Origin of the sequence: Streptomyces sp. NPDC052682, assembly GCF_040678435.1 — a bacterium.
Taxonomy (GTDB): domain Bacteria; phylum Actinomycetota; class Actinomycetes; order Streptomycetales; family Streptomycetaceae; genus Streptomyces.
The window spans coordinates 66,945-79,757 of record NZ_JBFATS010000022.1 but is presented as its reverse complement, the minus strand read 5'-3'; the positions used below and the strand labels follow the sequence as shown (position 1 = coordinate 79,757).

Annotated in this window: 10 protein-coding genes; 2 read left to right on the top strand and 8 right to left on the bottom strand. The window is 71.1% G+C overall.

Annotated features, from left to right (window positions below; translation table 11 throughout):
- Positions 1–231 precede the first annotated feature (231 nt).
- Complete coding sequence (locus AB0K80_RS29090) at positions 232–555, bottom strand: DUF5955 family protein (protein ID WP_365674718.1); 324 nt, start codon at positions 553–555, stop codon at positions 232–234.
- A 223-nt stretch (positions 556–778) separates the two neighbouring features.
- On the opposite strand from AB0K80_RS29090, the gene AB0K80_RS29085 reads away from it, so the two are divergent.
- Both AB0K80_RS29085 and aceB read left to right on the top strand, forming a co-directional pair.
- Positions 779–1,393 (top strand): nucleotidyltransferase family protein, encoded by a 615-nt coding sequence (locus AB0K80_RS29085; protein ID WP_365674716.1) that lies wholly within the window; start codon positions 779–781, stop codon positions 1,391–1,393.
- A gap of 128 nt (positions 1,394–1,521) precedes the next feature.
- Positions 1,522–3,147 carry a malate synthase A gene (aceB, locus tag AB0K80_RS29080; protein WP_365674714.1) on the top strand — a complete coding sequence of 542 codons (1,626 nt, stop codon included), beginning with the start codon at positions 1,522–1,524 and terminating at the stop codon, positions 3,145–3,147.
- A gap of 12 nt (positions 3,148–3,159) precedes the next feature.
- On the opposite strand, the gene AB0K80_RS29075 is transcribed toward aceB, so the two are convergent.
- The 7 genes from AB0K80_RS29075 to AB0K80_RS29045 form a co-directional block, all read right to left on the bottom strand.
- Positions 3,160–3,435 (bottom strand): Rdx family protein, encoded by a 276-nt coding sequence (locus tag AB0K80_RS29075; protein WP_365674712.1) that lies wholly within the window; start codon positions 3,433–3,435, stop codon positions 3,160–3,162.
- Positions 3,432–4,337 carry a HipA family kinase gene (locus tag AB0K80_RS29070; RefSeq protein ID WP_365674710.1) on the bottom strand — a complete coding sequence of 302 codons (906 nt, stop codon included), beginning with the start codon at positions 4,335–4,337 and terminating at the stop codon, positions 3,432–3,434. The genes AB0K80_RS29075 and AB0K80_RS29070 overlap by 4 nt, the downstream gene beginning before the upstream one ends.
- A gap of 257 nt (positions 4,338–4,594) precedes the next feature.
- Complete coding sequence (locus AB0K80_RS29065; protein ID WP_365674708.1) at positions 4,595–6,856, bottom strand: discoidin domain-containing protein; 2,262 nt, start codon at positions 6,854–6,856, stop codon at positions 4,595–4,597.
- Between the two features lie 107 nt (positions 6,857–6,963).
- Positions 6,964–7,839 (bottom strand): carbohydrate ABC transporter permease, encoded by an 876-nt coding sequence (locus AB0K80_RS29060; RefSeq protein ID WP_365674706.1) that lies wholly within the window; start codon positions 7,837–7,839, stop codon positions 6,964–6,966.
- A 6-nt stretch (positions 7,840–7,845) separates the two neighbouring features.
- A complete protein-coding gene (locus tag AB0K80_RS29055; RefSeq protein ID WP_365674704.1) occupies positions 7,846–8,823 on the bottom strand; it encodes a sugar ABC transporter permease in 978 nt (325 codons plus the stop codon).
- 63 nt (positions 8,824–8,886) lie between these two features.
- Positions 8,887–10,182 carry an extracellular solute-binding protein gene (locus tag AB0K80_RS29050; protein WP_365674702.1) on the bottom strand — a complete coding sequence of 432 codons (1,296 nt, stop codon included), beginning with the start codon at positions 10,180–10,182 and terminating at the stop codon, positions 8,887–8,889.
- Positions 10,183–10,258: 76 nt separating this feature from the next.
- Positions 10,259–12,793, bottom strand: a complete 2,535-nt coding sequence (locus AB0K80_RS29045; RefSeq protein WP_365674700.1) for a glycoside hydrolase family 3 C-terminal domain-containing protein — start codon at positions 12,791–12,793, stop codon at positions 10,259–10,261.
- Between the last annotated feature and the right edge of the window lie 20 nt (positions 12,794–12,813).

Genomic DNA, 12,813 nt, shown 5'->3' with positions numbered 1-12,813 from the left:
TCCCGGGCCACGGACGCCCGGGCCCCTCGGGCCCTTCTGCCCCACACGCCCGCACCCGCCCGCCGCGCGGACGGGGACGTGTCGAGGATCGCCGCAGCACGGCCGAACACGCCCGCCGTCGGTCACGCCCGACGCCCCCTGACACACCCGGTCCAGGCACCCCCGCCCGGCAGTCCGAGGACGGACGCCCCGACGCGACCCCGCCCCCACCCCGCGGAGGCGGATCCGCGTTCATCCCCGCGGCGGCTCGCCGAACAGGTTCACCGCGTCGCGTACCCGCGACACCCCAGGGGCCAGCGCGCTCACCGAGCCGATCGCGCCGGCGACCAGCAGCAGCGAACGGCGCAGGCGCATGATCTCGGGGGCGCCGCCGGCCGCCATGGCGTCCAGCGCCGCCAGTTCCTCCTCGGCGATGCTCCGGTCCGCGAACCGCCCGGGATGGGCGGCCAGTTCGCGGCGGAGCCGGGACACGGCGGAGCGCAGCTCCGTCACTCGTGGATCCTCGCCACCGCTGGTCACGGGCCCCTGCCGCTTCTGCTCCACGCTCCGCAACACAGTCCTCCCCCTCCGCACGCCGTCGTGCGCGTTCGGCCCCGACCTCTTTCCCCCGCCCGTGGCGCCGGCCGGCGCCACGGACTGTCGGTAGGGCGACAGTTAACGCCAACGCGGCCGCCCCGCGCCAGTCCATTGCGTCATCGAGTTGCTCCGCAGCGTGACATCGCAGCCCAACGCATCCTCCCGAACCGGCCTCACCCGGACCCTGCGGTATGCAGGACCCATGACGACACGCGAGAGATGCGCCGTGGCCGGCCTGCTGCTCGCCGCCGGAGGCGGACGGCGGCTCGGCGGGCGGCCCAAGGCACTGCTGGAGCACCGGGGACGGCTGCTCGTGGAGCACGCGGTACGGGTCCTGCGCGAGGGCGGCTGCACGCGCGTGCACGTGGTGCTGGGCGCCCGGGCCGCGGAGGTACGGGCCCGGGCCGATCTGGCGGGATGCGTCGTCGTGGACAACCCCGACTGGGCCGACGGCATGGGCTCCTCGCTGCGGGCGGGGCTCGCCTCGCTCGCCCGCACCGACGCCCGGGCCGCGCTGGTCTCGCTCGTCGACCAGCCGGGCATCGGCCCCGAGGCCGTGTCCCGCGTGCTCGCCGCATGCCCCTCCGGGGAGCCGCTCCAGGAGTCGCTGGCCTCCGCCGCGTACGGCGGCGTACGCGGCCATCCGGTCCTGTTCGGCGCCGCGCACTGGGCGGGCGTCGCCGCGACCGCGACCGGGGACCAGGGGGCACGCGCCTATCTCAAGGAGCACCTGGACAAGGTCCGGCTGGTCGAGTGCGGGGACGTGGCGCGGCCGTACGACATCGACACCGAGGCCGACCTCACGCACCTGGAGTGAACATCCGAGGATCTGCGAACCATTGAACTTCCACCATGAGGAAATTAGTATCCACGTTCCAGTAGCGGCCTGGTCGGCACCTGTGTCAGGCCATCGGCTCCGTAGCTCGCTGAAGGAAGTGACAGGTCATGTCCGCACCAGCGCCGTCCCCGCTGGCCATCGTCGACGCCGAGCCCCTGCCCCGGCAGGAGGAGGTCCTCACCGACGCGGCACTCGCCTTCGTGGCCGAGCTGCACCGGCGGTTCACAGCCCGCCGCGACGAGCTCCTCGCCCGCCGCGCGGAGCGCCGCGCCGAGATCGCCCGCACCTCCACGCTCGACTTCCTCCCCGAGACGGCCGCCATCCGCGCGGACGAGTCCTGGAAAGTGGCCCCGGCGCCGCCCGCGCTGGAGGACCGCCGGGTGGAGATCACCGGCCCCACCGACCGCAAGATGACCATCAACGCCCTGAACTCGGGCGCCCGGGTGTGGCTCGCCGACTTCGAGGACGCCTCGGCGCCCACCTGGGAGAACGTGGTCCTCGGCCAGCTCAACCTGATCGACGCCTACACCCGGAACATCGACTTCACGGACGAGCGCACGGGCAAGTCGTACGCCCTGCGTCCGGACGAGGAGCTGGCGACGGTCGTGATGCGCCCGCGCGGCTGGCACCTGAACGAACGGCACCTCGTCGACGAGCACGGCACCCCGGTGCCCGGCGCGCTCGTCGACTTCGGCCTGTACTTCTTCCACAACGCCCAGCGCCTGCTCGCCCTCGGCAAGGGCCCGTACTTCTACCTCCCGAAGACCGAGTCGCATCTGGAGGCCCGCCTGTGGAACGACGTGTTCGTCTTCGCGCAGGACTACGTCGGCATTCCCCAGGGCACCGTCCGCGCCACCGTCCTGATCGAGACGATCACGGCGGCGTACGAGATGGAGGAGATCCTCTACGAGCTGCGCGACCACGCCTCCGGCCTGAACGCGGGCCGCTGGGACTACCTGTTCTCCATCGTCAAGAACTTCCGTGACGGCGGCGCCAAGTTCGTCCTGCCGGACCGCAACGCGGTCACGATGACGGCTCCGTTCATGCGCGCGTACACCGAACTCCTCGTCCGCACCTGCCACAAGCGCGGCGCGCACGCGATCGGCGGCATGGCGGCCTTCATCCCGTCCCGCAAGGACCCGGAGGTCAACAAGGTCGCCTTCGAGAAGGTCCGCGCCGACAAGGACCGCGAGGCCGGCGACGGTTTCGACGGTTCCTGGGTCGCCCACCCCGACCTGGTGCCGATCGCCATGGAGTCCTTCGACCGGGTGCTCGGCGACAAGCCGAACCAGAAGGACCGCCTGCGCGAGGACGTCGACGTCAAGGCGGCCGACCTGATCGCCATCGACTCCCTGGACGCCAAGCCGACGTACGCGGGCCTGGTCAACGCCGTGCAGGTCGGCATCCGCTACATCGAGGCCTGGCTGCGCGGCCTCGGCGCGGTCGCCATCTTCAACCTGATGGAGGACGCGGCCACCGCCGAGATCTCCCGCTCCCAGATCTGGCAGTGGATCAACGCCGGTGTCGTCCTCGACAACGGCCAGAAGGTCACCGCCGACCTGGCCCGCAAGGTCGCCGCCGAGGAACTCGCCGCGATCCGGGCCGAGATCGGCGAGGAGGCCTTCGCGGCGGGCACCTGGCAGCAGGCCCACGACCTGCTGCTGAAGGTGGCCCTCGACGAGGACTACGCCGACTTCCTCACGCTGCCCGCCTACGAGCAGCTCAGGGGCTGACAGCCGCAGGGATCACTGCTCCGAGTGGCCCAGGGACTTTCCCGGGGCCACTCGGTCGCGTACGGCCCGCTTCACGGCCGTCGGCTCCGGGAAGCCCTGGTCGCGGCGGTCCCACACCACCTCGTCGTTCACGCGGACGACGAAGACGCCGCCGGTGCCGGGTTTGAGGGCCAGTTCGGTCAGCTCTGCCTCGAACGTCGTCAGCAGCTCCTGGGCCAGCCAGGCGGCCCTCGGCAGCCACCGGCACCGGGTGCAGTACTCGATCTCCACGCGCCGGGTGTCGCTCATGCCAGGTGCACCGACCCGTCCTGTTCCACCGCCGGCCTGCCGTGCAGGTCGGGAACCTGCTTGAGCCAGGCCGGGCGGCCTCGCTGGTTTCTCGCCGCGCGGCGGGCGTTCTCGGCGGCCAGCTCCTCCCGGCTGGGGAAGCCGGTGGGCAGCCAGGCCCCGGACGCCCGTACGCGCGCGTGGAGGTGGCCGACGTACGCCTCGCGGACCTCGTCGGCCGTGCCGAAGCCGGTCAGCCAGGCGTCCGGCACCGCGGCGACGACCTCGCGCAGTACCTCCTCGGTCACCTTCGGCGCCAGCTCGGCGTCGGCGGCGCGCACATCGGGGCCGTAGTGGCCGAGGGCGTGGTGGCGCAGGTCGTAGGCCTTCGCGGGGTCGGCGCCGTCCCAGCGGTGGTGGAAGACCAGGGCGGCGCCGTGGTCGATGAGCCACAGGCGCGGGGGCGCGACGCCGAGCGTGGGCCACACCATGAGGTTGGAGCTGTGGACGGTGCGGTCGACGTTCGCCGTGAAGGCGTCGAGCCAGACGATCCGGCCGGCCTCCAGCGGATCCAGGGGGAAGGACTCGGCCACCTCCGGGGTGAAGTCCCGGGCGCCCGGCAGGTAGTCCATGCCGAGGTTGACGCCCGCGCTGGACAGGTGCAGGTCGCGGACCTCCTGGTGGGGCTCCTGGGCGGCGATGGCCGGGTCGAAGTGCACGAGGACCAGCTCGGGGAAGCGCAGACCGAGGGCGCGGGCCAGCTCACCGACGATCACCTCGGCGACCAGCGCCTTGCGGCCCTGTGCGGAGCCGGTGAACTTCACGACGTAGGTGCCCAGGTCGTCGGCCTCCACGACCGCGGGCACGGAGCCGCCGGAGCGGAGGGGTTCGATGTAGCTGGTCGCACTGACCTCTCTCAGCATCTTCCAAGGCTCCAGTGGTCATTTGCCTTACATTCACCGACCAGCTACCAGCTGGCATGCTCGTCTCTCTGCCTCCCAGCAGTCCGTCAATGGCGGTCCGCCCCTTGCTCCCGGCCTCCGGCATGAAGTGAGCATAGTAACCAAGCGTGACAGCCGGGGAGGAGTGCCCGAGTCATCGAGGCGAGGGCCCGGCAGATCCTCTCTGCGCGGGCCCTCGCTGTGTGGGCGACATCCAGGCGGTTGCCGCAGGCGTGCACTCAGGCAGGCCGGGTGGTGAGGATCGCGGCGGCGCCGGCGGGCAGTCGGTAGCTGTACGTCGTGCCACCCCACGGCACGTCGAACGTGGCAGCTCTGCCACCGGAGTTGTACGCCACCTGCAGCCGGGTGCCGTCGGGCAGGGTCGCGTTCTTGCGCTGAAGGCCGGTACTCGTGCCCGTGTCCTTTGTGGTCTTGCCGTCGGGAGCGAGGACGGAGACGTCGTGGATGGACCACCAGCTGCCGGAGCCGGCCTTGTTGACCACGCGGATGTAGCGGGCGGTGGTCGTGGGCAGCAGGATCCGGGTCACGGTGCTGCCGGGGCCGGTCGCGACGGGCCGGCCCCACGTGGTGCCGTCGTCGGAGGTGTACACCTCGTACTGGCGGGCGAAGTCGCCGGACGAGGCGGTGGAGTCCAGGACGATCTGGTCGAAGGTCCGTGCGGAGCCGAGGTCGAGTTGGAACCAGTCGCCCGGTTGCATGCCGTGGCCGGAGCTCCAGCGGGTGGCCGCGTCGCCGTCGATGGCCTGGGAGGGCGGGTCGTCCGAGCTGCTGGCCGAGGCCGTTGCCTGCCAGCCGTCGCGGGGCAGCGCCGTCTCGCCGGTGGGCGGGGTGAGGGAGGCGCCGGTGGGCAGGGTGTAGCCGAGCCACTGGTCGCCGATGCGGACCTGGGGCTGCTGGGCGAGCAGGCTGCTGTCGTAGGTGATCAGGGCCTGGCTGCCGTCGGGGTTGCGGAAGGGGATATCGACGGAGCCGATGGCGGCTGGGTCGCTGCTGCCGTGCTGAGTGCCGGTCCAGGTGAAGGTCGCCGCTGCTCCGGCGGCCAGGGTGTAGGTGAAGTGGCGGTCGCCCCAGACCACGGTGAAGGTGCGTGCCGTGCTTCCGGAGTTGTAGGTGACCAGCGCGGTGGAGCCGTCGGGGTTGGTGAAGGCGACGTCCTCGATGCTGCCCTTGCCCAGGGTGTTGGAGGCGACCCGGCGGGCGCCGGGCTGGACGAACGTGCTGGCGTGTGCCAGTCCCCAGTAGTCGGCCGTCGGTGTGTAGGTCCAGGTGCCGTCGGTCTTCGGGGAGACGACAACGATGGGGCGGCAGCCCTGGCATCCGTTGTTGGTGGGGCCGCTGCTGGGGTCCAGGGCGATGTTCCAGCGGATGATGCTTTGGGCCCAGTTCCGTGGACCGTTGATGATGTTGTCCATCACACCGGCGAAGGCGCCCTTCTCGTCGCCCTCCCAGTTTCCGCCGGAGCACTCGCTCTGGAAGGCGGGCTTGTTGGGGTAGTCGTTGTGGACGACGGTCTGTGCCGAGACGTCGCCGCCGTAGCAGTGCCAGGCGGTGCCGGTGACGTTCCGGGCGGTTGCCGGGTCGGCGTAGAAGGATTCGGGGTAGCTGGGGACGTCCCAGTTGTGGTCGTATCCCAGGATGTCGGTGGACAGGCCCTGCTTGCGCAGCGTCGGGGCGAGGTGGTCGGTGACGAAGGTCTTGGCCTGGTCGGCGGGCAGGTACATGCCCGGGTAGGTCGACGGTTCGTGCAGCGGCTCGTTCTGCGGGGTGATGTAGCGCACGGGGACGCCGGCTGCCGCGTACTCCTTGAGGAACTTCGCGAAGTAGTCGGCGAGCGGCTGGTAGGCGTCCGCCTTGAGCCGGCCGCCGTTCATCGAGTCGCTGGTCTTCATCCATCCCGGCGGGCTCCACGGGGTGGCCATGAGGGTCAGCTGCGGATTGATCTGGCGGGCCTGCTTCAGCAGGGGGATGGTGTACGACCGGTCATGGTCGATCGTGAAGTTCGCCAGGGCCGGGTCGGTCTGGCCGGCGGGCATGTCGTCGTAGGAGTAGTTGCCATCCACGGTGAAGTCGGTGGCGGCCATCGGCTGACGCAGGAAGCTCAGGCCGATGCCGTCGCGGCGGCTGAACAGGTCGCGCATCAGCGCGTTCCGCTGTGCGGTGCTGAGCTTGGTGCCGACCAGCCAGGCGGAGGAGTCGGTGAACGAGGCCCCGAAGCCGGTCATCGGCTGGTACGTGCGGGTGGTGTCCACCGCGATGGTCGAACTCTCAGTGCCCGAGGGTGCCGGGCCGGTCTTCCAGGTCACCGGCGACTGCCGGGACAGATAGGTCTTGGTGGACGGATTGGTGAGCCAAACCGACGCTCTGCCAGGCGCGGCATCGGCCGAGGCCGGTGTGGCTGCCGGAAGGACGGGGAGCGTGGCGAGCAGGGTCGCGGCGGCTGCCAGGGAGGTCCGGCGCCATTGCCGGGTGGTGGTTCTCATGGTGCGGCTCCTTGCGGGCATGACGGCCGTGCACGGCGGCGCGCGTGCGGGACGTGGGTGGTGCGGAACCGGCGCGTGGGGGGCGGGTAAGGGCGCCGGAGCTGGGGTCACTTCAGGCCGGTGGTGGCGATGCCGGCGACGAAGTGGCGCTGGAAGAGCAGGAAGACGACGGTCACCGGGAGCAGGACGACGACGGCGCCGGCGAGCAGGATGCCGAAGCGGGTGAAGTCCTGTCCGCTGCTGGCCAGGGCGAGACCGACGGGGAGGGTGTACTGGCTCTCGTTCTGGGCCACGACCAGCGGCCACAGGAAGTTGTTCCACGAGCCGAGGAAGGTGATGATCCCCAGGGTGGCGAGAGCGGGCTTGGTCAGCGGCAGGATGATCTTCCAGAAGATGGCCAGTTCGCGGCAGCCGTCGACGCGGGCGGCGTCGATCAGCTCGTCGGGCAGGGTGGAGATGAACTGCCGCATCAGGAACACACCGAAGGGTGTGGCGAGGAACGGCAGGATCAGCCCGAGCAGAGAGCCGGTGAGTTGCATGTTGGCCACCAGGACGTACAGCGGTACGAAGGTGACCAGGCCCGGGACCATGAGGGTCGCGATGACCACGGTGAACACGGCCCGCTGTCCGCGGAATTCGAGCTTGGCCAGGGCGTAGCCGAGCATCGAGCAGAAGATCAGGTTCCCGGCGGTGACGGCCAGGGCCACGATCACGGAGTTGGCGAACATCCTCGTGAAGTCCAGGCTGCCGAACAGCTCCTGGAAGTTCGTGAGCGTGGGGCGGGTGGGGATCAGGTCGGGCGGGATCTTGCGGATGTCCGCCTCAGGCTTGAACGCCCCGGACAGCATCCACAGGAACGGCGTGACCATCAGCAGCAACAGGCCGGTGAGCGGCAGGTACAGCCAGGGGCGGCCCCACTCCTGGCGGATGCGGCGACGGCGTATGGACTTCTGTGGAGCGGGATCGATCGGGGTCGTGGTCATGGGGCATCAGTCCTTGTCGCGCAGCATGCGGAACTGCAGCACGGTCAGCGCGATGATGAGAACGAAGACGACATAGCCGGCGGCCGAGGCGATGTCGTAGTTGCCGTTGCCGAACTGCTTGTAGGCGTACAGCGTGGCCGACAGGGTGGAGTCCAGCGGTCCGCCGTCGGTCATGACGAACGGCTCGTCGAAGAACTGCAGGTAGCCGATGCCGGTGGTGACGGCGGTGAGGAGCAGGGCCGGTCGCAGAAGCGGGAAGGTGACCCGCCAGAACCGCTGCCACGCGCCGGCGCCGTCGAGTTCGGCGGCCTCCATCAGAGAGTGAGGCACGGACTGCAGACCCGCCAGCATGATGATCATGACCGTGCCGAGGTTGCGCCACACCGCCATCAGGATCATGACGGGCAGGGCGAACCGGGTGTCGGCCAGCCAGGCCGGGCCGTCGATTCCGAACCAGGCGAGGACGGTGTTCACCAGGCCGGCGTGGGGTTCGAGGAGCGTCTTCCACACCACGGCGACGGCCACGATGCTGGTGATCACCGGCAGGTAGAAGCCGACCCGGAAGACCGCCCGGAAACGGCGGATACCGCTGTCCAGGGCGACCGCGGCGGCGAGCCCGGCGGCCAGGGTCAGGGGCAGGGCCGCCAGGACGAACACGGCCGTGTTGCGCAGGGCGGTGAAGAACTGCGGGTCCTCGAAGAGCCGTACGTAGTTGTCGAGGCCGACGAACGACACGTTCAGCGGGGTGCGCAGGTCGGCGCTCTTGGTGTCGGTCAGGCTCATCAGGGTCGACCAGACGACCGGCAGCAGCATGAAGGCGAGGAACAGGGCGAGGAACGGGGCGGCGAGGATCCACGCGGCGCGGGCCTGGCGGCCCCGGGCGGTGCTGCGCCGCGGCGAGGAGGCGCGGCGCAGCACCGCCGGCTGCTTGTCGGCGGTGTCGTGCCCCTCGGTGCCCTGCCCGGTGATGGTGTTCGTGGACATGTGGTCATCCGTCCGTGGGCATGGTGGTCATCCGTCCGTACGAGGGATGCGGGCGGCGGCGCTTCAGCGGCCGGTGCCGATGCTGGTGGCCCTGGACTGCAGGGTCTTCTGGACCTCGGCGACGGTGGCCTTGCCGTAGGCGAGCTTCTCCAGCTCGGAGTCGATGGCGTCGGCGATCTGCTGCCAGGTGGTGATCGCGGGCGGGGCCTTGGTGACCTTCAGCTGGGTCTCGAAGGCGGCCATCTTCGGGTTGCCGGCGAGGTGGCCCTCCGACCAGGACTGGACGGCGGCGGGCAGGTTGCCGGAGGCGTCCGCGTACTCGGCCAGGTTCTTCGGCTCGGTGAGGAACTGCACGAACTTCCAGGCCGCGTCCGCGTTCTTGGCGTTCTTGAACACCGCCAGGTCACTGCCGCCGGCCAGGCCGGCCACCTGCGTGCCCTTCGGCAGCGGCATGGTCTGCCACTTGCTGTCCAGCTCGGGCGCGTTCTTGTGGAGGTCGCCGCCGGTGCTGGGGCCCTGCTGCACGGTGCCGATCAGCCCGTTCTGGAGGTTCTGGCGGGAGTCGGTCTTGTCGTTCGGCGACAGCTTGTCCTTGAAGAAGCCGCTGAAGTACTCGAGGGCCTTGGTGACTTCGGGCGTGTCGAACGTGAACTTCTTCGCGTCGGCGTCGTAGATGTCACCGCCCTGCTGCCAGACCATCGGCAGCCAGAACAGCCAGGAGTTGAAGCCGACCTGCACCTGGGTGGCGTTGCGCAGCTTGGGGTTCTGCTTGCCCGCGGTGGCCTGGATGGACTTGAGGTCCTTCAGGTAGCCGTCCCAGTCGTCGGCCGGGGCGCCCTTGAGGCCGGCCTTGGTGGTGACATCGGTGCGGTAGTAGATCACCGAGGTGTCGGCGATGAACGGGACGCCGTAGGAGGTGTCCTTGTACTTGGTGGTGTCCCACTGGCCGGGGAAGAACGCGGACTCCTCGAACGACGCCGGGGTGGCCTGGAAGCCGTTCATGGAGGCCATCTCCGCCATCCAGGTGGAGCCGATCAGGGACATGTCGGGGGTGTTGCCGCCCGCGATCGCGGTGGTCAGCTTCTCGTGGGCGGCGTCCCACGGCACCGCGGTGATCTGGACGGTGACGTCCGGGTTCTGCTGCTCGAACTTCTTCGCCAGGCTCTGCAGGTCCTTGTCGGCCTTGTCGCCCATGGACCACATGACGATCTTGCCCTTGGCCTTGCCGCTGCTGATCTTCGCGGGGGCGTTGCCGGAGGCCGAGGAGTCGTCGCTCCGGCCGCAGCCGGTGGCCAGCAGGGCCGCCGCGACGGTGGCGCAGGCCATCTGGAGGGTTCTGCTCGAACGGGTGAGGGGCATGGTTGCGGCTCCTTGCTGTCGTACTGGACGAGGCGCGGGGGGGGTGGGGCAAAAGGGACGGGCGAGCCAGGAGGGCTCAGACCGCGGGGTGCAGGCGGCCGTCGTCGACGGTCACCTCTGCGGTGAGATGCGGATCACGGCTGGAGCGTCCGACGTGCAGGCGGTAGCGGCCGGGCGGCGTACGCCACGCGCTCGCCTCGCTGTCCCAGATCCGGAAGACGCGGGCGGGCACCCGCACCTCGGCGGCGACGCGGGCGCCCGGCGCCGCCTGGACCGTGGCGAACCCGGCGAGCAGGCGCACCGGCCGGTCGGTGCCGTCCAGCGGGGGCTCCAGGTAGACCTGGACGACCTCACGGCCTGCCCGGGGGCCGGTGTTGGTCAGTTCCACGGTCAGGTCGAGCCCGTCTCCGCCCGCGGGGCAGGGCAGATCGGCGGAGACGGGAGCCGGGGAGAGGGTCACGGACTCGTACGTCCATCGGGTCCAGCCGAGGCCGTGGCCGAACGGGAAGGCGGGGACGAGCCCGTCCCGGTCCCAGGCCCGGTGGCCGACATGGACGCCCTCGGTGTAGTCCACGATGCCGTCGCGGGGGCGCGCGTCGGGGACGGGGACGTCCTCGGCACGTGCGGGCAGGGTCCAGGGCAGGCGGCCCGACGGCTCGGTACGGCCCAGCAGCACGTCGGCCAGGGCGTGCCCGGCCTCCTGGCCCGGCAGCCATGACCAGAGCAGGGCGGGGGCCTCGTCGGCCCAGGGCAGCAGCACCGGGGCGCCGGCGTTGACGACCACGATGGTGCGCGGGTTGGCGGCGATCACCTTGCGGACGAGGTCGTTCTGGTGGCCGGGCAGGTCGAGGCCGGTGCGGTCCCAGCCCTCGGACTCGACCTCCTCGTTGGTGCCCACGACGACGACGGCCACATCGGCGGCCTGGGCCGCGGCGACGGCTTCGGCGATCTCCTCGTACGGGGTGGTCCCCGGCGGGGCATGCCGGACCTGGGCGGTGACGAAGCGGCCGTAGCCACCCGCGTCGACGACGGTCAGGTCGAGGGCGAGGGCGAGCCTGCGCCCTTGCGGGCCGGCCTCGATGTCGATCCCCCGCTGCGGCGGGTGGTTGTGGCTGGACTCCAGCACCAACTCCACGCCCCGGTCGTCGTCCCCGGCCAGGACCTGTTCGCCGTCGACGCTCACGCTGAAGCGCCCCGCGCAGCCGAACTCCAGGCGGTGCGTCCCCGGTTCGGTGAGGGTCAGCTCCGTCCGCAGCAGCACCCGGCGGGCCTGCGGGGCGAAGCCGTCGTACGTGGTCCAGTCGCCGGTGGCGCGGGTCTCGCCGCCGATGCGGTTGCCGTCGGCGTCCACGTGGTCGGCGCGCATGCCCGTCACGCCGGTGTCGGGGTCGGTGAGCCGTTCGGCGGAGGCGTACGGCAGGCGCAGGCGGGCGTCGCCGCCCCGGTGCACGGTCAGCCGGACGTCCTCGGGGAGCGCGGCGCGCAGCCCTTCCTCGTACGACACGGTGCGCACGGCCGGGACGAAGGCGCTGCCCCCGCCCTGGAGGTACGGCGCGACGGCGTTGGGGCCGATCAGGGCGACGCTGCGGATGCCGGTCGGCGTAAGCGGCAGCAAGTCTTCTTGGTTGCGGAGCAGCACGGTGCCGCGGGCGGCGACCTCGCGCAGCAACCGGTACTCCTCCGGAGCGGGCTCGGACGAGACGGTGGCCGACTCCGGCTCGTCGAGCGCGCCGACGCGGCGGGCCAGGCGCAGCAGCCGTAGCACCTTGTCGTCGATGACCTGTTCGTCCACCTCGCCCGCGCGCACGGCCGCCGCGAGGGCGTCACCCCACGGGCCATCGGGACCGGGCATCACCACATCCAGGCCACCGACCGCCGAGGCCACGGTGGACCGGGTCGCGGCCCAGTCACTGACGACGGGCCCGGCAAAACCCCACTCCCCCTTCAGTACCTCGCGCAGCAGCCGCGCGTTCTCGGTCATCGGCGCCGACTCGGTCCCGTCGTCCAGGCCCGAGTAGGCGGCCATCACACTCCACGGCTCGGCCTCGGCGAGGACCTGCTCGAAGGGGGCCAGGTAGACCTCCCGCAGCGTCCGCTCGTCCAGCCGGGCGCGGTAGCGGGTGCGGTCGGTCTCGGAGTCGTTGGCGACGAAGTGCTTCAGGCAGGCGCCCACTCCCCTGCTCTGCAGGCCGCGTACGACGGCGGCGGCCAGGGTGCCGGTGAGCAGCGGGTCCTCGGAGAAGTACTCGAAGTGCCGCCCGGCGACGGGGGTGCGCTGGAGGTTGACCACCGGCGCCAGCACCACGTCGACGCCCTTGCGGCGGGCCTCGGTGGCGAACAGCTCCCCCAGCCGCTCGGCGAGGCCGGTGTCCCATGCTGCGGCAAGCGCGCTCGGCGCGGGGGCCAGCAGGCCGGTCTCGTCGGGGGCGTCGCCGGTCCCCCGCACGCCTTGCGGGCCGTCGGACATCGTCACCGCGGACAGCCCGAGGCGGGGCTCGGCCGGGAGTCTCCACAGGTCCGCGCCGGTCAGCAGGCGGATCTTCGAGTCCAGGTCCAGGCCGCGGATGCGGTCGCGGAGCTCGGTGTCATCGGGGAGGGCAGGGCGGCTCATGCTCGTCCTTCCAGGCCGCG

What these genes read in the sequence shown, in the direction of transcription:
- AB0K80_RS29060 (WP_365674706.1), bottom strand. Translation starts at nt 7,839, where the DNA reads ATGACCACGACCCCGATCGATCCCGCTCCACAGAAGTCCATACGCCGT.
- aceB (WP_365674714.1), top strand. Translation starts at nt 1,522, where the DNA reads ATGTCCGCACCAGCGCCGTCCCCGCTGGCCATCGTCGACGCCGAGCCC.
- AB0K80_RS29045 (WP_365674700.1), bottom strand. Translation starts at nt 12,793, where the DNA reads ATGAGCCGCCCTGCCCTCCCCGATGACACCGAGCTCCGCGACCGCATC.
- AB0K80_RS29065 (WP_365674708.1), bottom strand. Translation starts at nt 6,856, where the DNA reads ATGAGAACCACCACCCGGCAATGGCGCCGGACCTCCCTGGCAGCCGCC.
- AB0K80_RS29050 (WP_365674702.1), bottom strand. Translation starts at nt 10,182, where the DNA reads ATGCCCCTCACCCGTTCGAGCAGAACCCTCCAGATGGCCTGCGCCACC.
- AB0K80_RS29055 (WP_365674704.1), bottom strand. Translation starts at nt 8,823, where the DNA reads ATGTCCACGAACACCATCACCGGGCAGGGCACCGAGGGGCACGACACC.
- AB0K80_RS29075 (WP_365674712.1), bottom strand. Translation starts at nt 3,435, where the DNA reads ATGAGCGACACCCGGCGCGTGGAGATCGAGTACTGCACCCGGTGCCGG.
- AB0K80_RS29085 (WP_365674716.1), top strand. Translation starts at nt 779, where the DNA reads ATGACGACACGCGAGAGATGCGCCGTGGCCGGCCTGCTGCTCGCCGCC.
- AB0K80_RS29070 (WP_365674710.1), bottom strand. Translation starts at nt 4,337, where the DNA reads ATGCTGAGAGAGGTCAGTGCGACCAGCTACATCGAACCCCTCCGCTCC.